The sequence below is a fragment of the uncultured Streptococcus sp. genome (genome assembly GCF_938036805.1).
Taxonomy (GTDB): Bacteria; Bacillota; Bacilli; order Lactobacillales; family Streptococcaceae; genus Streptococcus.
Genome location: NZ_CALHWC010000029.1, coordinates 21,150 through 39,696 on the forward strand (window position 1 = coordinate 21,150; position 18,547 = coordinate 39,696).

Sequence of the window (18,547 nt, forward strand, 5' to 3'; positions counted from 1 at the left end):
AAAATAGAATTTACTCTTAATCTCGATCTTTTGCAATTTATGCGGAAATTAACAGAACCGCTAGAAACATATATAGGAAACTCGGATTATAAGGAATATGTGCATGAAACGTTAGAAATCGCAGGCCGATTTATTGATAGGCTTAGTGAGTCCGACCCAGACTTTCTGTATGATAGATTGGAAAATTTAGACGAGGAAGACATCCTAACCTATTCGGAGCTGGATAGAAGCACTGATCCAGCTGTGTGGAGATGTATCGATGCTTTCATTGCGTTAGTAGTTTATCAGTCATATAAAGCCGTTGGACAGCGGTATTTGCCCCAAACCATAGAGTGTGTTGATGAAGATACGCTCGAAGATTATTTTATTCATTATAAACAACTGGTTAAAAGGTACAATGACATTGCAAGGAGAACGAAATTGCTTGAGGAGGAAGAATATGTCGCAGCCCCGTCTGTTAGCAGTTATTTAAAATTTTTGTTTGAGGAGTAAATGCGAGCATATGAATACCAATCAACTTTATCTCATGCTGGTCTATTCAGAAGCTATCTTAAGTCATATGGAAACAGAATATAAGCCACAAATTCGAGTTGCTTTGGATGCTTGCTGGAGTTTTGTGGAAAATAAAAACAAAACGGGCAAAGAGCTTTATAGTCTGCTAGATGATGGAACCGATTTTAAGGGAATTTTCATCTATATGCAATTAGACGAGAATGAGGCTAATATTCCATCTTGGGACAATCTTAGCTATGCAATCGGAGCAACTGCTAAAGAAGCCTATCTGCTGGACAATCAGCAACAACTGCCTTCCCCTTTGGAAAATATTGATTCAAGCTTAATAGACTTATTTATTGCGAATTTAAAAGAAATCAATATTAATTTTTATAATCATCTTGAAGAGATTAAGAACTTTTTGAAGAATGATTGTCCGCCTTCAAAAAATACTGCCTTGCAAACATTGGAAAGATTAGGATTATTAGAAGGGAGTTGACATTTGAAATGGATAATCGACAAATTCAACAAATATCTGATATTTTGTATGCTGAAAGCAATGCTAAAGCTGTGGCGAGCCTTGATCAGCTTCAAACGGAGGATGAACTGTTTGTCTTGCTGGACAATTTTAACTGGGATAATGGATTTGAAGTGCCAAAAGTAGTGCTTAATCATTCCAAGTGTAGTCTTTCAGTGGCTTTATTAGCTTTTTATCGTGCAGATGGCATCAGGTATTTACTTGAGGGAGAGGCAGCCTTTGCAAATTTGCTATCAACGGAGTGGGAAGATTTTGTAAAAAATGTTTATACCAAAATTCTCAGAGGTCAATTTCCAAGTGGGACGATCTCTTTTCAGCCAGAATTAACAAAGATTCAAAAAATTAAACTGAAAAAATTAAAACCAGAAATTGATGAAGTATTTCTTGATGGCATTTCGGGAAAAGATTTGAATGTGGTCATTTAATGAAATAAATAGTAGAGCCATCCAAAGGACTAGGGATGGTTTTTACGTTTTTTGAGATATTTTGTTATACTAGATTCAAACTTAGTAATCGTTCGTGAAGGAGTAAGAATGAAACATAAAATCGCGATTCTCTCTGATATACATGGGAATACCACGGCCTTGAAGGCAGTTCTTTCAGATGCTAAAAGACAGGAAGCAACAGAATATTGGCTTTTGGGGGATATTTTTCTCCCTGGTCCGGGGGAAAATGATTTGCTAGCCTTGTTAAAAGATCTGCCTATCACAGCGACTGTCCGCGGAAACTGGGATGATTGCGTATTAGAGGCCTTAGATGGGCAATATGGCTTAGAAGACCCACAGGAAGTCCAACTTTTGCGCATGACGCAGTATTTGATGGAGCGAATGGATTCCGATCAGATTGCTTGGCTGCGGAGTCTGCCAATGGTTGCGAAGAAAGAAATTGATGGCCTGCGTTTTTCGCTCTCGCATAACTTGCCTGACAAGAATTATGGGAGTGACTTATTGGTTGACAATCATACGGACAACTTTGACCAGCTATTTGATGAGGAGACTGATGTGGCAGTTTACGGTCATGTCCACAAGCAGTTGCTTCGCTATGGCAGCCAAGGGCAACAAATTATCAACCCCGGTTCAATTGGCATGCCCTATTTTGATTGGCCAGCCTTGAAAAATCAGCGTGCCCAGTATGCATTGCTAGAAGTTGAAGACGGGGAACTTGTAAACATCCAATTCCGAAAAGTCGCCTATGATTACGAAGCAGAGTTGGAATTGGCTAAAGAAAAAGCTCTCCCTTTCATCGAAATGTATGAAGAATTACGTCACGAAGATAATTATCAAGGCCATAACCGAGAATTATTGGCTTACTTGAATGACAAGTATGGGTATGTAGAGGATGTGAAGGATTATTTTGATTTCTTAAAAGAATTATCGTAAAATAAAACCAGTAGTTAACAATGCTAATTTATCTGGAGACGAATATGACAAATCATGGAATTATTAGTTTAAGTGGTTTCGCTTTTCAAATAAAAGTTTTTATCTATTATCTATCTGAAATATCGGATGGGGAGAGTTTAAGGTATGAAATCTTAGATGATATTAGTTTTAAAAATGACAATTTAGATGAGATAGATTCTAATATATTTGTAAAAGGGGCACCAACTTTCAAAGCTATTCAAGTTAAAAAATCAGAATTGAAGCAAGCTGATATGAAGAAAATATTAAAAAATTGGTTGATTCTTGAATTAGAAAATAAAAATATATATGAATATCATCTTGTATTAGAAGGATATATGGACGGTGAATTATTCGATGATAAATTAGTAGATACTCTCTATAATGACATTGAAACTTCATCATCAAAGCGTAAAGATTCATTAGATCAAAGACTTAGAGAAAAAAATTTAACAAAAGATGAATTAGAAACGACAATAGGTATCATTAAAAAGAAGTTTCAATTACAGTTGGATAATATTGATGAGTTAATAGATGCTAAGTTTACTGATATATTTCATAAAGTATATAGTCAAGTCGTTTATAAACAGAGAGTGGAGGAGTTGTGTCGCCATATTACTTGTCAAATTATAAATAATGCACGACGTCGATTAACTTATTCTTTAGACTATAAGTCTTTTATAGATATGGTCGAAGATATCGCGAGGCGTTTTACAAAAGAACGAAGCGAGCCTAGTTATGTAGATTTTAAGCAAACTAATAAAATTGATTTAGAAGATTTAAAAATAGTTACATCTAGGGAGTTTATTCAACTCCAATATTGTGATCTTACCGAAGGGGAGTTGAAAAAACATCTTATTCATAAACTCTATTTTGAAAATGCTTTGCGCAATTCTTTAGAAACTGGTTTATATAGAGATTACGATAATTTATTAGAAACCACATATGAAAACTATCAAGAAACCATTACTGAGTTAAATAGGCAAAAGAATGACTTTCCAATAGAAAGATTAATTGAAATTAATAAAAAATCAAACTCATACGCAACAAATGAACAAATCAAATTCGGGAGTAGTATTTATTTAACTAGGGATGCTGAAGTTGATAGATTAATATCATGGAAGGATGAAGTATGAATAGTAGCGGAGAATTAGAAAAACAGTATAAAATATTACAACTTGCAATATATTGCGATGTTATCCCTTTAATTTTGAAAGAACATAATAATTTAAGTATTTCAAAATTAATGATTTTTAGTTATCTGATAAAAAAAGATAATTATTATTTTAAATCAATTTATGATGCAAAAACTAAAAAGAATGTTACTGAAAGATTAATATCACTCTTGTCGGGAGATATGGAAAGACTATTTGACAGTATCCAATTTATACTTCGAGCACTCGATTTACTTAGTAAAAATAAAATTATAAAAATCATTGATGGGTGTGCATTTTTTAATAAAGATGGTAAGGTTCCAATTGAGCATAGATATAAAATTAGTTATTTTATTCATAAATCAATTGAAGAGAGTAGGCATATCAGTGATGAACAATTTATGAAAGAGGTTCTTGGAAATGTTTAAAATTAATTCGATAAGTATTTTTGATGGCGAAAATAATTCATATACATATGATTTTCAAGAAGGAGTGAATTATATACGAGCAGATAATTCTAAAGGAAAGACTGTTTTTTATCAATTCATAGACTATATACTTGGAGGTTCATTAAAGTCTAACCTAGAAGGGGCAGAAAAAATTGTTAGTACAGAGATGATTTTTGAATATAAAGGTCATACTTTTAAAGTATGTCGTATATTAGACAGAGAAGAAAATTATTTTTATTTGGATAATCAGGAAACAGCAAAACCAATTGATTCAACAGAATATAAAAGTAAATTAAATTCAATTTTTTCTAGCAATGATGAGGAACAAAGAAAAATAAAAGAGTTTACTGGTGAGAATATTACATTTAGACAATTTACAATGTTTAATTTTTTAGGTGAAAATAGACAAGGGCAGTTACAAAATTTTTGGGACAAAGCATCTGATATTAAATATTCTGTTCGACTAAATCCTCTAATGAATTACATTTTTAATCCTCGCTTAGAAGAAATTTCAAAACTATTAAACGATATAAAACATAGCAAACAAGAATTAGCACAATTGGAAACTGAAACAAAACAAAGTGATTTTTTTATATCGGAGATTAATAAAAATCTAAATATTTTGGGGATTAAAGTTCAATTTAGTGGCTTGAATAAAGATAAGATACTTGCTGAATTGAATACAGTCAAACAATCAAGTCAGAAAATAGGGGCAACAGATGATAAATCATTAGCAGATTTATTGACTCAAAAGAATAGTTTGGATGAGCAAATCAAAATTTATAGAAATAATATTTCAGTACTAAAACAAGATCAGCGAATCAATAAAAATCGCTCTCAAATGCTCCAATCCTTGAAAAGATTAATTGACGAGAACGAAGAATATAAATATTTAGTTGAACCAATTGAGCAAGTGTTACATTCTATTGAAGGGGATCTTGACTTTAGTAATTATATAATAAAAGATAAGACAGTGGAAGCACTTGAAAAACAGAGTTTTGAGCTAAAGAGAATTATTAACAGAAAAGAATCTGGACTGAGACCTTTTTCTTTGGAGGATAAGGTTAAAGCGATAGTTTTACTAGAAGAATATTTGCAACAAGACTTCGTTGTTAACAATTCTAAACTAGAGCAGTTGAAAACGAGAATACGTGAATTAAGGAAAGAGTTAAATGAACTCCAAAATGAGGATGACAAGAAAAAGATTTCTAATTTATCAAAAACTATTACTGATATATATATTTCTAGTAGCTCGGTATCAAAATTTGTTTTAGAAGATGTGGAGCGAGATAATTTTTTTATCGAATTTATAAAAAATGGTTGTATTCTACAACCTAAAATATCTAAAGGAGATAGTATCCTTGTAGGAAGCAAAGCTCGAAAAACTCTTATTCAACTCTCAGGTTATATAGCATTTATAAAAATGCTTTTAGAAGAAGGGAAATATCCAGTAATCCCACTATTAGTATTAGATCATATATCCAAAGATTTTTCGGAAGAGAATCAAAGAGCGGTGGGACATATTCTTAATGAACTAAATGCAGATGAAGATATTGTTCAAATAATTATGTTTGACGATAAACGGCCAGAGGAGTTAAATTTAAATGAGATTCATTATATAGAATTGGATCTAGGAGAAGAGAAGAGCGGCTTTAATCCATTTATATAGATAATTGCTATTTACCCCTTTCTCTTTCAAAATATGGTAGAATGGATACAGTAGAATTAGAAAAGGAAATCAATTATGAAATTTCTCGAATTAAACAAAAAGCGTCATGCGACTAAGCATTTCAATGATAAACCAGTAGATCCTAGAGATGTCCGCACAGCTATTGAGATTGCGACCTTGGCACCGAGCGCTCACAATAGTCAGCCTTGGAAGTTCGTGGTGGTTCGTGAGAGAAATGAGGCCCTAGCGGGCATTGCTTTTGGCTCTAACCAAGATCAAATCAAGGAAGCTCCAGTGACAATTGCCCTCTTGACAGATACGGATTTGGCCAAGCGGGCACGAAAAATCGCGCGTGTCGCTGGAGTAAGAAATTTTTCTGATGAACAGCTCCAATTTTACATGCAGAATTTGCCAGCTGAGTTTGCTCGCTATAATGACCAGCAAAAGAGTGATTACTTGGCTCTTAACGCTGGCTTGGTAGCTATGAACCTTGTTTTGGCCTTGACTGACCAAGGTATTGGCTCCAATATCATCCTAGGATTTGATAAATCAAAAGTCAACGAAGTTTTGGAGATTGATGAGCGCTTCCGTCCGGAACTCTTGATTACTGTTGGTTATACAGACGATAAGCTAGAGCCTAGCTATCGTTTACCAGTTGACGAGATTATCGAAAAGCGTTAATAAAGTAAAAAACAGAAATCGCGATTTAATTCAGATATTTTAAATCGAAGTGTTTTATAGAGGTGAGAAAATGACAATTGATTTTAAAGCAGAAGTTGAAAAACGTAGAGAAGCTCTGTTGGCGGACTTGTTCAGCCTTTTAGAAATTAATTCAGAGCGGGATGATTCTAAGGCAGACAAGGAGCATCCTTTTGGACCTGGTCCTGTAAAGGCCTTGCATAAGTTCTTGGAAATTGCTGAACGCGATGGTTACCTGACTCAAAATGTGGATAATTATGCTGGTCACTTTACTTTTGGTGAAGGGGAAGAAGAGCTGGGTATCTTTGCCCATATGGATGTGGTACCTGCTGGAAGCGGTTGGGATACAGACCCTTATACACCGACGATTAAGGATGGCCGTCTTTATGCCCGTGGTTCTAGTGATGACAAGGGACCAACTATGGCATGTTACTACGGCTTGAAAATCATCAAAGACTTAGGCTTGCCGGTTTCTAAGCGCGTGCGCTTTGTGGTGGGGACAGATGAAGAGTCTGGCTGGAAAGACATGGAGTATTACTTTGCTCATGTAGGCCTGCCTGAGCCTGATTTCGGCTTCTCGCCAGATGCTGAGTTCCCGATTATCAATGGTGAAAAAGGAAATATCACAGAGTACCTGCATTTTGCTGGTGAAAATGCTGGCGCAGCACGCCTGCATAGCTTTACTGGCGGCTTGCGGGAGAACATGGTACCTGAGTCTGGTACAGCCATTGTGTCAGGTCAATTGCCAAATCTAGCTGATAAATTGGAGCAATTTGCTAAGGAAAATGGGATAGACTTTACTTATGAAGAACTAGCTGGTGGCCAAGTCACTGTGACCATTATCGGTAAGTCTGCGCACGGTGCCTCTCCTCAGTCTGGTGTCAATGGTGCAACCTATCTGGCCAAATTCCTAACGCAATTTGACTTTGCTGGCCCAGCTAAGGATTATCTAGATGTGGCTGGAAATATTCTCCTAAATGACCATGAGGGTAAGAACTTGAGGATTGCTCATGTGGATGAGAAGATGGGAGCTCTGTCAATGAATGCGGGCGTTTTCCGTTTTGACGAAAACAAGGCCGACAATACAATTGCCCTCAATATTCGCTATCCTAAGGGAACTAGTCCAGAAGCCATTCAAAATGTGTTAGAACAGTTGCCGGTGACTAAAGTGACCTTATCTGAGCATGGACATACTCCTCACTATGTACCGATGGAAGATCCGTTGGTGCAGACCTTGCTGGCTGTTTATGAAAAACAAACGGGACTGAAAGGTCATGAGCAAGTTATCGGTGGTGGTACCTTTGGACGCCTCTTGAAACGTGGTGTCGCTTACGGCGCGATGTTCCCAGACTATATCGACACTATGCACCAAGCCAATGAATTTATCGATGTTGAAGATCTATTCCGCGCGGCTGCTATCTATGCGGAAGCTATCTACGAATTGATCAAATAAGATAAGAACTCATTTGGCTATGCCAGGTGAGTTTCTTTTCAAGGAAGGAAATATGATGCAGACAATAGAAGATATTACCAAGGCCATTATAGCTGACCCACAGAATAAAGCTTTCACAGAACAGGGAATCACCCCACTCTTTGCGGCGCCTAAGAATGCTCGGATTAATATTGTCGGTCAAGCGCCAGGCCTGAAAACCCAGCAGGCGGGGCTTTACTGGAAGGACAAGAGTGGTGACCGGCTGAGAGAATGGTTGGGTGTTGATGAGGAAACTTTCTATCAGTCTGGATATTTTGCAGTTCTGCCCATGGATTTTTATTTCCCTGGGCATGGTAAGTCTGGGGACTTACCACCTCGTAAGGGCTTTGCTGAGAAATGGCATCAGCCGATTTTAGAGCTCCTACCAGATATTGAGTTGACTATCTTGATTGGTCAGTATGCACAGAAATACTATCTGCATCAAAAAGGTACAGTTAAGCTGACCGAGACGGTCCAGCATTATCAAGACTACCTGCCAGACTTTTTTCCCTTGGTTCATCCATCGCCCCGCAATCAAATCTGGATGGCGAAAAATCCTTGGTTTGAGGCAGAAGTGGTGCCAGAATTGCAAGCATTGGTACAAAAGATTATTCATCAATAGAGGAGGAAAACTATGGATGCTTATCAACAAGTAGCTAACAAGTTGCAAGAGTTGGGGATCCCCTTTGATGTGGTGGAGCACCCGCCTGCATTTACGACAGAGCAGGCAGATAGCTATATTGAAGGCATGGAAGGAGTTCGGACTAAGTCCATGTTTTTGACCAATAAGAAGAAAACTCAATATTATCTGCTGATTATGGATGACCAAAAGAGTCTAGATATGGACTTGTTTAAAGACTTGGTCTCAGCCAACCGCATCCGCATGGCTTCAGCGGATTCTCTCTTTGAAAAAATGGAATTGCCACCAGGAACGGTATCGCCTTTTGGTTTGTTAAATAATGAAGAAAAAGATATTCAAGTTTATTTTGATAAGGACATTGTATCAGAGGATATCATGACTTTCCATCCCAATACCAATGAAAAGACGATTTTTGTCGCGACCCGAGATCTTTTTAAGTTCTTGACTCATCTGGGCTATGATTATCAAATTTTGGAACTATAATTTTTGAAAATGCTGTGGGGCTTCTTGGTCTCACAGTTTTTTTGGCTCCAAAAATTAGAGAAAGGCCAAGAATTTTTCTCAAATAGTAAAAGAAGGCTGGTAATAGAAAAAGCCTGAGTGATATTCAGGCTTTATTGGACAGATTGGATAAGGGGCACTCTTCCAAATCTTCCTAGTTGGATGATTGAGTGCTGGACTCTGTTGTTGTATGCTGGTCTTGGCTTGTCGAACTGCTATCAGTGGAAGGAGTTGTATGGCTCGTATTCGTTTCTGCGCTTGAGGAGCTTGATGATGTTTCGGTCTCAGTAGAAGCAGAAGTTTCTGTTGGAGTCGAGCTAATAGATGTAGACTCTTTTTCTACCTCTTTGATGATGGTAGTAGTTGTTGTCGAGTTGCCTGTATCAGTTTTTGATTTTGAGTCATTGTTGTTCATAAGGTTCATGATGGTAAAGCAAGCAATGACGATTGAAAGAAGACTGGCAATTGTAGCAATAGTCTTTTGTAGGGCAGAAAAGCCAGTTTTAATATGCTGACTAGCTGGTTTTCGATTTGAAGTGCTGTTATGTTTTTCTTTGCGAGAATAGTTTTCCATGTAAAAGTCGCTCCTTTTCGTTCTTAATTTATTATACGTCTTTTATTTAGAAAAGTCTTCCAAAAATCTGAATTTTTTAAATGAAAACGTACACAAAAGATAAATAACAACAGCTCTAAAAGGCGGAGAGATAAGCCTCTTAGAGCTGTTAGTTTTATCAAAATGTTAGAGCTGTTTTGGTATCGTTTCAGAGTCAAGGGCAGCTTGGGCCACGGCTAGCCGAGCAGCTGGGACTCGATAAGGGGAGCAAGAGACATAAGTGACTCCTATTTCTTGTAAGAAAGGAATGGAAGCCGGATCACCACCAACTTCGCCACAAACTCCGATGGACAAGGTTGGATCTACTTGGCGAGCTTTTTCAATGGCCGATTTCATCAATTGGCCGACACCTTCTTGGTCAAGTCTTTGGAAGGGATCCTGCGTCAGCAACTTTTTCTCTTTATAATCATTGAGGAATTTTCCGATATCATCCCTTGAAAAGCCAAAAGTCATCTGGGTCAAGTCATTGGTTCCAAAGCTGAAGAAGTTGTTAGAAAATATCAGACGGAGGTCATCAATATTACAGATAAATCAATTGAAGAGACAGCTTTCCTGATTGAAGATTATTTAAAAAAGTTAGATATGATTGGTGAGGCGAAGTAATCGTCTTCAGGGCCGGTTCCTAAATTTATCAGGTAGGAACTGCGCCCTTTTCTTGTTCCTATCCTCGTTTCGTGTTACAATAGGAGTATTGATTTTTACTGATAAAAACAGAGGAAAAAGATGATTTATTTAGATAATTCAGCGACGACCAAGCCCTATCCAGAAGCGCTAGCTACTTACACAGAAGTGGCTTCTAAAATTTGGGGCAATCCTTCCAGCCTGCACAGTTTAGGCAGTCAGGCGACCCGTCTCTTAGAAGCTTCTCGTCGGCAAATAGCTGAGCTTTTAGGCAAGTCTTCGTCGGAGATTTTTTTTACGTCTGGAGGGACAGAAGGGGACAATTGGGTGCTTAAGGGAGTTGCTTTTGAAAAGATTCCCTTTGGTAAACACATTATCGTATCCAACATTGAGCATCCTGCGGTTAAAGAATCAGCTCTCTGGTTGCAGAACCAAGGATTTGAAGTCGATTTTGCACCAGTTGATAAGGCAGGTTTTGTTGATGTAGATAGGTTGGCAGAGCTGATTCGACCAGATACCACTCTGGTTTCGGTCATGGCTGTCAATAACGAAATCGGCAGTATTCAGCCTATCCAGCAAATATCAGAACTGCTAGCAGACAAGCTAACCATTTCCTTTCATGTGGATGCTGTGCAGGCTGTAACGAAGATTCCGACAGCTGCTTATCTGACGGATCGCGTGGATTTTGCAACCTTCTCCAGTCACAAATTTCACGGTCTTCGGGGCGTAGGATTTGTCTATATCAAGTCTGGCAAGAAAATTAGTCCACTTTTGACTGGTGGTGGTCAGGAGTCGGATAAGCGCTCCACAACGGAAAATCTCGCCGGCATTGCAGCCACGGCCAAGGCTCTGCGTTTGTCCATGGAAAAGCATGAAGTATTTGCCCAGCGGACGGCCCAGATGAAGGCGATTATTCTTGAAGAGCTACAGAAGTATCCAGATGTGGTGATTTTCTCAGACATGGAAGATTTTGCGCCTCATATCTTGACCTTTGGTATCAAGGGAGTACGAGGTGAAGTTGTCGTCCATGCCTTTGAAGACTACGAGATTTATATCTCGACGACCAGCGCTTGCTCTTCCAAGGCTGGTAAGCCGGCAGGGACCTTGATTGCTATGGGTGTCGAAAAGTCTCTCGCTCAGACCGCTGTCCGTATTAGTTTGGATGCTGATAATGACATGAGCCAGATAGAGCAATTTTTAACAACCTTTAAAATCATTTACGAAAAAACCAGAAAAGTAAGGTAAACAATGCAATATTCAGAAATTATGGTGCGCTACGGTGAGCTCTCAACCAAGGGCAAGAACCGCATGCGCTTTATCAACAAACTTAAACGCAATATCCAAGCTGTTTTGTCAGTCTATCCGCAGGTCCATGTCAAGGCTGACCGCGACCGGACCCATGTCTATCTGCACGGAACAGACTATCAGCCTGTCGCTGAATCGCTCAAACAGATTTTTGGAATTCAGAATTTCTCGCCATCTTACAAAATTGAAAAATCTGTGCCAGCCCTAATCGAAGCTGTCCAAACCATCATGAAGGAAGTCTATCAAGAGGGTATGACCTTTAAGATTTCTAGCAAGCGCAGTGATCACAACTTTGAATTGGATAGCCGCGAGCTTAACCAGACACTTGGTGATGCTGTTTTTGAGGCCATTCCCAATGTTCAGGTCAAAATGAAAGCGCCAGATATTGATCTGCGCGTTGAAATTCGTGAAGAAGCGGCCTATATCTCCTATGAGACCATTCGTGGTGCTGGAGGTTTGCCAGTCGGTACTTCAGGAAAAGGCATGCTCATGCTCTCAGGTGGGATTGACTCACCAGTGGCGGGCTATCTGGCTCTCAAGCGCGGTGTAGATATCGAGGCAGTGCACTTTGCCAGTCCACCTTACACCAGTCCAGGTGCTTTGAAGAAAGCTCAAGATTTGACACGAAAACTGACCAAGTTTGGCGGCAATATCCAGTTTATCGAAGTCCCTTTTACAGAAATTCAAGAGGAAATCAAGGCCAAGGCTCCAGAAGCCTACCTCATGACACTGACTCGTCGCTTTATGATGCGTATTACGGATCGGATTCGAGAGGAGCGGGGTGGTCAAGTCATCATCAACGGAGAAAGTCTTGGTCAGGTGGCGAGTCAAACCATCGAGAGTATGCAGGCTATTAACGCCGTGACCAATACACCGGTTATCCGTCCAGTCGTGACCATGGACAAGCTGGAAATTATTGAGATTGCAGAGAAAATTGATACTTTCCAAATTTCTATCCAGCCATTTGAAGACTGCTGTACTATTTTTGCACCTGACCGACCTAAAACCAATCCGAAAATCAAGAATGCCGAGCAGTACGAAGCTCGTCTAGATGTTGAAGGTTTGGTAGAACGCGCTATTGCAGGCATCATGATCACTGAAATCAGACCACAGGCAGAGACTGATGAAGTTGACGAGCTGATTGAGGAGTTGTTGTAGGAGTTTAGAAGTAGCTTTTTACTGAAAGAATCTGGAAAACTATCTATTGATGATGAAGATAAAAGGGGATATTTATGAACGAATGGGATTCCTTTTTGAGTGGGCTCATGGGAGCATTGTCTTGGAAAGATGGACAAGATAATGCTTTGCTGTTTGGAATGCCCAGTTGGACTTATTTTATTGGTCTCTTAGTTCATTTCCAGATTTTCCTAAGCTTGTATGCTCTCTTATTTTGGGGATATCATAAAGATATTAAGGAAGCTGGCTCTGTCAAGAAGGCCATGAGAAATAAATGGAATACCATACGTCAAAGCCAAAAAAGTACGGGCAGAGCTATTTTTGTCACAATAATTAGCGTTCTTCTTATGCTTTTTATCTTTCCTGCTTATGAAGGCTATCGAATTACCAATGGTATTTGGCGCTATCATTATTTTACTAATCAGATAACCGAGCTAAAAACGGCTTTAGTGACTGGTGTTGATACCGAGACCGGAGGAAGTAAGTCTACCTATTCTCGTATTACCTTTACTATTAACGTTGATGGAAAAGAGCGAGAGGTCAATGTTCCAGATAGTAATAAAAGTCTTGCCAGATCAGCTAAAAAACATTTGAAGCCTCCGATAGCTATTGAGGTTCATGTCAATCAAGAAGGGCAGATTGTATATTTTAAATAAATGGAAGTACAGAATGAGGATATTTAGTGGAAAATCCGTTTTCATTAAATGAAATTACTTGCAAAAGGTTAGTAGAAGTGCTATACTAAGAATGTTGACTATGCACGGCCTGTGCAACCGCTCGAACATCGTTGCTCACATAGTGAGTATAAAGTGGTTCGTCCCACGATGCTAGGCGAGTCTTCACAAAAATACGGGTAAACCCCAATAAATCATAGGAGGTGCATAATGAGCACATACGCAATCATTAAAACTGGCGGCAAACAAGTTAAAGTTGAAGTTGGTCAAGCTATCTACGTTGAAAAATTGGATGTTGAAGCTGGTCAAGAAGTGACTTTTAACGAAGTTGTTCTTGTTGGTGGTGATAAAACTGTTGTCGGAACTCCACTTGTTTCTGGAGCTACTGTAGTTGGAACTGTTGAAAAACAAGGAAAACAAAAGAAAGTCGTTACTTTCAAGTACAAACCTAAAAAAGGTAGCCACCGCAAACAAGGTCACCGTCAACCTTACACTAAAGTTGTCATCAACGCAATCAACGCTTAATTCACAGGAGAACACATGATACAGGCAGTCTTTGAGAAAGCCGAAGATGGCGAGCTGAGGAGTGCGGAAATTACTGGACACGCCGGAAGTGGCGAATACGGCTTTGATGTCGTGTGTGCATCGGTTTCTACGCTTGCCATAAATTTCATCAATTCAATTGAAAAATTTGCAGGCTATGAACCAATCCTAGAATTAAACGAAGAAGAAGGCGGATATTTACGAGTAGAAATCCCTATGGATATTCCGCCGCATCAGAGAGAAATGACTCAGCTTTTCTTTGAATCATTTTTCTTGGGAATGGCAAACTTATCGGAGAACTCTTCTGAGTTCGTCCAAACCAGAGTTATCACAGAAAACTAACACGGAGGAAAAACACTATGTTAAAAATGAATCTTGCAAGCTTGCAACTTTTCGCCCACAAAAAAGGTGGAGGTTCAACGTCAAACGGACGTGATTCACAGGCAAAACGTCTTGGAGCTAAAGCAGCTGACGGACAAACTGTAACTGGAGGATCTATCCTTTACCGTCAACGCGGTACACACATCTACCCAGGTGTTAACGTTGGCCGTGGTGGAGATGATACATTGTTCGCAAAAGTTGAAGGCGTAGTACGCTTTGAACGTAAAGGTCGCGATAAGAAACAAGTATCAGTTTACCCAATTGCGAAATAATTCATTATTGATAAAAATCCCTGTCTCAAGATTGGGATTTTTATTTTTGGAGAAAATGAAATTGTTTCCTTGACATTTTCTCTTCTTAGTGTTTTAATATACCCTATAGGGGTATAAAGGAGAGAAAAATATGTTTGATTTTTTTACAAAGATAGATAGTATTTCAACGGATGAGCTGGAGAAGCGATTGAAGTCCAATATCCAACTAATTGATGTACGGACGCCATCCGAATTTCGTAGAGGACATATAAAAGAGGCCCAGAATGTTCCTTTGAGCCAAATTGGGCAATTTGCTCCAGCTAAAAAGGAGACGATTTACGTTATTTGCCATTCAGGTGTGCGGAGCAAGATGGCAGCGAAAAAGCTGAAGAAAAAGGGCTATGATGTTGTCAATGTCCGAGGTGGTATGAGCGCTTGGACAGGGAAAACCATTTAAGTAGAAAGGGTTAACAATGAAAATTATTATCATTGGTGGAGTTGCAGGAGGTATGTCTGCGGCAACACGTTTAAGACGGCTGATGGAAGATGATGAAATTGTGATTTTTGAAAAAGGTCCTTTTGTATCTTTTGCGAACTGCGGCCTGCCGTATTATATTTCTGGTGAAATTGCTGAGCGAGACGCTCTCTTGGTTCAAACGCCTGAAAGTCTCAAGGCACGCTTTAACTTGGATGTGCGACCTTTTCATGAGGTGGTGAAGATTTCGCCTGAAGATCATACAGTAACGGTGGCTCATGACGGTTCAGAGTTCACAGAGCAGTATGATAAGCTGATTCTTTCACCGGGAGCGAAGCCTTTTATTCCTGAGATTGAAGGACTTTCAGAAGCAACTAATGTATTCACTTTGCGCAATGTCCCAGACTTGGATCAGATCATGTTAGCCTTGGATGAAGAGCCTCAAGAGGCTGTTGTCATCGGTGCTGGATTTATCGGTCTGGAAACGGCTGAAAATCTGCGCAAGCGTGGCTTGAATGTGACAATCGTAGAAAAAGCGCCGCATGTTTTGTCACCACTTGATGAGGAAATGGCAGCTTTTGTCCAAGCAGAATTAGTCGATAAGGGAGTGAAGGTCATCACCTCCCAGTCAGCTACTTGCTTCGAAGAAAATAGCAAAGTGATTGTCTTGGAAAATGGACAAAAATTGGCTTCAGATGTGATCATTCTCTCTGTCGGAGTCCAGCCTGAAAATAGCTTGGCTAAGGCAGCAGGCATTGAGACAGGTCTTCGTGGGGGAATCTTAGTTGATGAACATTATGAGACGAGTCAGAAAGATATTTTTGCAGTCGGAGACGTCATCCTTGTTAAGCAGGAAATAACTGGTGATGATGCTTTGATTGCTCTAGCTTCGCCTGCTAATCGACAAGGACGTCAGGTGGCAGATGTGCTTGCTGGCTTGGAGCGGAAGAATAAGGGAAGTATTGGTACAGCTATTGTGCGTGTCTTTGACATGACAGCCGCTTCAACAGGTCTGAATGAGCGTTTCCTTCAGCAAAATCAGCTGCCTTATCAAGCGATTCATGTCAGCGGTAAGGATCATGCAGGCTACTATCCAGGTGCGACTGACTTGACCTTGAAATTGCTCTTTGAGCCAAAAACTGGAAAAATCTATGGTGCTCAAGGTGTGGGTAAAAAAGGCGTTGACAAGCGGATTGATATTTTGGCGACAGCTATCAAGGGCAATCTCACGATTTTTGATTTGCCAGAGCTGGAGTTCACCTATGCACCACCTTTTGGCTCAGCCAAGGATCCGGTCAATATGCTGGGCTATGCAGCTATGAATCTAGCGGAAGGCTTGAGTGAAAATATCCAATGGCACCAGCTGGAAGACGAGTTGGCTAGTGGGAAAGTCTTTTTAGATGTCCGGACACTCAATGAGTTTAAGCAAGGACGCCTGAAGGCAGATAAAACAGTCCATATTCCGCTGAATGAACTCAGAGAACGCTTGGCTGAGCTGGATAAGGAAGCAGAATATATCGTGAGCTGCCACAGCGGTCTGCGCAGCTATATTGCCGAGCGAATCTTAAAACAAGCAGGATTTGCAGTGAAAAATCTAGACGGAGCTTATGCTTTGTATAAAATGGTAAAACCAGAAGGAGTAGAAAAATGAAAACTATATCAGCAGCTGACTTAGAAAAGCAGTATCAATCTGAAAAATTGGCCATCGTAGATGTGCGCGAAAGACATGAATTTCAAGCGGGTCATATCCCAAATGCTGGAAATCTTCCGCTTAGTGAGTTGGAAACTGGCTATAAAAAGCTGGATCCTGACTACAAATATTATGTCATTTGCCAAGGAGGTGCACGTTCAGCGACTGCTTGCCAATTTCTTGCCATGCAGGGCTTCGATGTGACCAACGTATCAGGTGGCATGAACGCTTGGTCTGGAGAGACGGAATAAAAGATAAAAAGGATTCAAGTCGTTGCTTGAATCCTTTTTTCCTCTTCTTCTTATTTTCGATTTACCAGAAAATGAATAGCTTTCTCTATTCTTTCCCTTTGCTTTTTCGGATCATCAGATGGATTTTCTAGGCAATCCGTTAAATTCTCAGTAATAACCATCTCAATAACACGGTCAACGCTGGAGCGGACGGCTAATAACTGTGTGAGAATATCTGAACATTCCCTGTCCTCTTCAATCATTTTTTGAATGCCTCTTAACTGTCCCTCGGAGCGCTTGAGGCGGGTAATATAATTAGAATTCACGGTGATTTCCTCGTTTGTTTACATTGAGTTTATTATATGCTTAATCTGTATATTTGTCAATTGGACTGGTTGGAGGTAGTTTTCAGAAATTTTCCATAATTACTCTCTGATTCCTCTATTTACTTTTTATCAGAATTCTGGTATAATAGCTTATGTTATAAAATATAACATAGAAATTGAACTAAGAGAATACTAAATAAAATAAGGGCCTATCTTTGTTTCAGATTCTCTTATTCTGAGACTTCTCTCATTTTTGGAGGTGTATTTATGAAAGTATCAAAAATGCTTTTAGCTACTGGGGTGGTACTCAGTGCAGGAGTACTCTTGTCAGCTTGTGGCAAATCTTCATCCAGCACAACCACGTATTCTTATGTTTATGCCAGCGATCCTGATAGCTTGAACTACCTGACAGCCAACCGTGCTACCACGTCAGACGTTATTACAAACCTTGTTGATGGTCTTTTAGAAAATGACGAATATGGAAATTTAGTTCCCTCTCTAGCAGAATCATGGACAGTTTCTCAAGATGGCCTAACCTATACATATAAGCTTCGTAAGGACGCTAAGTGGTTCAATGTTGAAGGTGAAGAAATTGCAAACGTTAAAGCTCAGGACTTTGTGACAGGTCTTAAGTATGCGGCTGACCAAAAGTCTGAAGCCCTTTACCTGATTCAAGATTCGATTAGTGGCTTAGATGCCTATGTCAAAGGCGATGAAAAAGACTTCTCAAAAGTCGGAGTGAAGGCGGTAGATGATTACACAGTCCAATACACGCTGACTCGCTCAGAACCTTATTGGAACTCTAAAACTACGAATAATATCTTATTCCCTGTCAATGAAGAATTTTTGAAATCTAAAGGAAAAGATTTTGGTTCTGTAGATTCTTCAAGCATCCTTTACAATGGTCCTTTCCTTTTGAAATCATTGACATCTAAGTCTTCTATGGAATTTGTTAAAAATCCAAATTATTACGATAAAGACAAGGTCAGTCTAGAACATGTCAAATTAACCTACTATGATGGGTCAGACCAAGAATCTTTAATTCGCAACTTCAGCGATGGTGCTTATAGCGGTGCTCGTCTCTATCCAAATACTTCAGGATTTGCAGCAGTTAAGAAGAAATATGCGGATAATATCCTTTACAGTCCACAGGATGCGACTTCATATTACTTTAATTTCAACTTCAACCGTCAATCATACAATCACACTTCCAAAACAAGTGATGATCAAAAGAATGCAACAAAAGAAGCGG

Annotated in this window: 23 protein-coding genes, 2 pseudogenes and 1 other annotated feature; of the genes and pseudogenes, 22 read left to right on the forward strand and 3 right to left on the reverse strand. The window is 39.3% G+C overall.

All coding sequences use genetic code 11. The features are described 5' to 3' along the window. Positions 1-39: 39 nt before the first annotated feature. From Q0191_RS01315 to Q0191_RS01365, 11 genes are all read left to right on the forward strand, one after another. Positions 40-492, forward strand: a complete 453-nt coding sequence (locus tag Q0191_RS01315; RefSeq protein ID WP_297663108.1) for an Imm6 family immunity protein — start codon at positions 40-42, stop codon at positions 490-492. Positions 493-502: 10 nt separating this feature from the next. After that, a complete protein-coding gene (locus tag Q0191_RS01320) occupies positions 503-991 on the forward strand; it encodes an Imm6 family immunity protein (RefSeq protein WP_297663110.1) in 489 nt (162 codons plus the stop codon). 8 nt (positions 992-999) lie between these two features. After that, entirely contained in the window at positions 1,000-1,455 is a 456-nt protein-coding gene (locus tag Q0191_RS01325) for a DUF4274 domain-containing protein (RefSeq protein WP_297663112.1), read from the forward strand. 108 nt (positions 1,456-1,563) lie between these two features. Continuing rightward, positions 1,564-2,409, forward strand: coding sequence for a metallophosphoesterase (locus Q0191_RS01330; protein ID WP_297663114.1), 846 nt, complete (start codon positions 1,564-1,566; stop codon positions 2,407-2,409). Positions 2,410-2,453: 44 nt separating this feature from the next. Next, complete coding sequence (locus tag Q0191_RS01335; RefSeq protein WP_297663116.1) at positions 2,454-3,563, forward strand: hypothetical protein; 1,110 nt, start codon at positions 2,454-2,456, stop codon at positions 3,561-3,563. After that, the gene (locus Q0191_RS01340) at positions 3,560-4,009 is read left to right on the forward strand and encodes a hypothetical protein (RefSeq protein WP_297663119.1); all 450 of its coding nucleotides are present in this window, start codon (positions 3,560-3,562) and stop codon (positions 4,007-4,009) included. The genes Q0191_RS01335 and Q0191_RS01340 overlap by 4 nt, the downstream gene beginning before the upstream one ends. Then, positions 4,002-5,699 (forward strand): AAA family ATPase, encoded by a 1,698-nt coding sequence (locus Q0191_RS01345; RefSeq protein ID WP_297663121.1) that lies wholly within the window; start codon positions 4,002-4,004, stop codon positions 5,697-5,699. Before Q0191_RS01340 ends, Q0191_RS01345 begins: the two co-directional genes overlap by 8 nt. 75 nt (positions 5,700-5,774) lie before the next feature. Next, complete coding sequence (locus Q0191_RS01350; RefSeq protein WP_297663123.1) at positions 5,775-6,380, forward strand: nitroreductase family protein; 606 nt, start codon at positions 5,775-5,777, stop codon at positions 6,378-6,380. 70 nt (positions 6,381-6,450) lie between these two features. Beyond that, entirely contained in the window at positions 6,451-7,851 is a 1,401-nt protein-coding gene (pepV, locus tag Q0191_RS01355; RefSeq protein ID WP_297663125.1) for a dipeptidase PepV, read from the forward strand. 55 nt (positions 7,852-7,906) lie between these two features. Then, the gene (locus tag Q0191_RS01360; RefSeq protein WP_048763270.1) at positions 7,907-8,491 is read left to right on the forward strand and encodes a uracil-DNA glycosylase family protein; all 585 of its coding nucleotides are present in this window, start codon (positions 7,907-7,909) and stop codon (positions 8,489-8,491) included. A gap of 12 nt (positions 8,492-8,503) precedes the next feature. Then, positions 8,504-8,992: a prolyl-tRNA synthetase associated domain-containing protein gene (locus tag Q0191_RS01365; protein WP_297663127.1), complete on the forward strand. Its 489-nt coding sequence runs from the start codon at positions 8,504-8,506 to the stop codon at positions 8,990-8,992. Between the two features lie 172 nt (positions 8,993-9,164). Here Q0191_RS01365 and Q0191_RS01370 read toward each other — a convergent pair whose 3' ends face one another. Further along, complete coding sequence (locus Q0191_RS01370) at positions 9,165-9,584, reverse strand: DUF6556 family protein (protein ID WP_297663129.1); 420 nt, start codon at positions 9,582-9,584, stop codon at positions 9,165-9,167. Between the two features lie 165 nt (positions 9,585-9,749). After that, positions 9,750-10,112: pseudogene (locus Q0191_RS01375) on the reverse strand (putative PEP-binding protein); the annotation flags it as partial. On the opposite strand from Q0191_RS01375, the pseudogene Q0191_RS01380 reads away from it, so the two are divergent. The 10 genes and pseudogenes from Q0191_RS01380 to Q0191_RS01425 all read left to right on the forward strand — a co-directional run. Further along, positions 10,101-10,226 (forward strand): annotated as a pseudogene (locus Q0191_RS01380) (phosphoenolpyruvate synthase regulatory protein); the annotation flags it as partial. The pseudogenes Q0191_RS01375 and Q0191_RS01380 sit on opposite strands and share 12 nt — an antisense overlap. Before the next feature lie 120 nt (positions 10,227-10,346). Further along, on the forward strand, positions 10,347-11,489 hold the full coding sequence (locus Q0191_RS01385; protein ID WP_297663131.1) for a cysteine desulfurase family protein: 1,143 nt from the start codon (positions 10,347-10,349) through the stop codon (positions 11,487-11,489). Between the two features lie 3 nt (positions 11,490-11,492). Then, positions 11,493-12,707: a tRNA uracil 4-sulfurtransferase ThiI gene (thiI, locus tag Q0191_RS01390; protein WP_297663134.1), complete on the forward strand. Its 1,215-nt coding sequence runs from the start codon at positions 11,493-11,495 to the stop codon at positions 12,705-12,707. Between the two features lie 74 nt (positions 12,708-12,781). Continuing rightward, positions 12,782-13,381, forward strand: coding sequence for a hypothetical protein (locus Q0191_RS01395; RefSeq protein ID WP_297663136.1), 600 nt, complete (start codon positions 12,782-12,784; stop codon positions 13,379-13,381). A gap of 105 nt (positions 13,382-13,486) precedes the next feature. Next, positions 13,487-13,574: a sequence feature (ribosomal protein L21 leader region), on the forward strand. A 35-nt stretch (positions 13,575-13,609) separates the two neighbouring features. Next, positions 13,610-13,924, forward strand: coding sequence for a 50S ribosomal protein L21 (gene rplU / locus Q0191_RS01400; RefSeq protein ID WP_005591928.1), 315 nt, complete (start codon positions 13,610-13,612; stop codon positions 13,922-13,924). A gap of 15 nt (positions 13,925-13,939) precedes the next feature. Beyond that, complete coding sequence (locus Q0191_RS01405; protein WP_005590407.1) at positions 13,940-14,284, forward strand: ribosomal-processing cysteine protease Prp; 345 nt, start codon at positions 13,940-13,942, stop codon at positions 14,282-14,284. 17 nt (positions 14,285-14,301) lie between these two features. After that, positions 14,302-14,595 (forward strand): 50S ribosomal protein L27, encoded by a 294-nt coding sequence (rpmA, locus tag Q0191_RS01410; protein ID WP_005590406.1) that lies wholly within the window; start codon positions 14,302-14,304, stop codon positions 14,593-14,595. Positions 14,596-14,725: 130 nt separating this feature from the next. Further along, positions 14,726-15,031: a rhodanese-like domain-containing protein gene (locus Q0191_RS01415; protein ID WP_297663142.1), complete on the forward strand. Its 306-nt coding sequence runs from the start codon at positions 14,726-14,728 to the stop codon at positions 15,029-15,031. A 16-nt stretch (positions 15,032-15,047) separates the two neighbouring features. Beyond that, complete coding sequence (locus Q0191_RS01420; protein WP_297663144.1) at positions 15,048-16,700, forward strand: FAD-dependent oxidoreductase; 1,653 nt, start codon at positions 15,048-15,050, stop codon at positions 16,698-16,700. Continuing rightward, positions 16,697-16,990, forward strand: a complete 294-nt coding sequence (locus Q0191_RS01425; protein ID WP_148877155.1) for a rhodanese-like domain-containing protein — start codon at positions 16,697-16,699, stop codon at positions 16,988-16,990. The genes Q0191_RS01420 and Q0191_RS01425 overlap by 4 nt, the downstream gene beginning before the upstream one ends. Before the next feature lie 50 nt (positions 16,991-17,040). Here the strand turns inward: Q0191_RS01425 and Q0191_RS01430 are convergent, their stop codons facing one another. After that, complete coding sequence (locus tag Q0191_RS01430; RefSeq protein ID WP_015605027.1) at positions 17,041-17,295, reverse strand: metal-sensitive transcriptional regulator; 255 nt, start codon at positions 17,293-17,295, stop codon at positions 17,041-17,043. Between the two features lie 267 nt (positions 17,296-17,562). Between Q0191_RS01430 and Q0191_RS01435 the strand changes: the two genes are divergently transcribed. Continuing rightward, positions 17,563-18,547, forward strand: a 985-nt coding sequence (locus Q0191_RS01435) for an ABC transporter substrate-binding protein (protein ID WP_297663148.1), incomplete at its 3' end; no start/stop codon positions are given.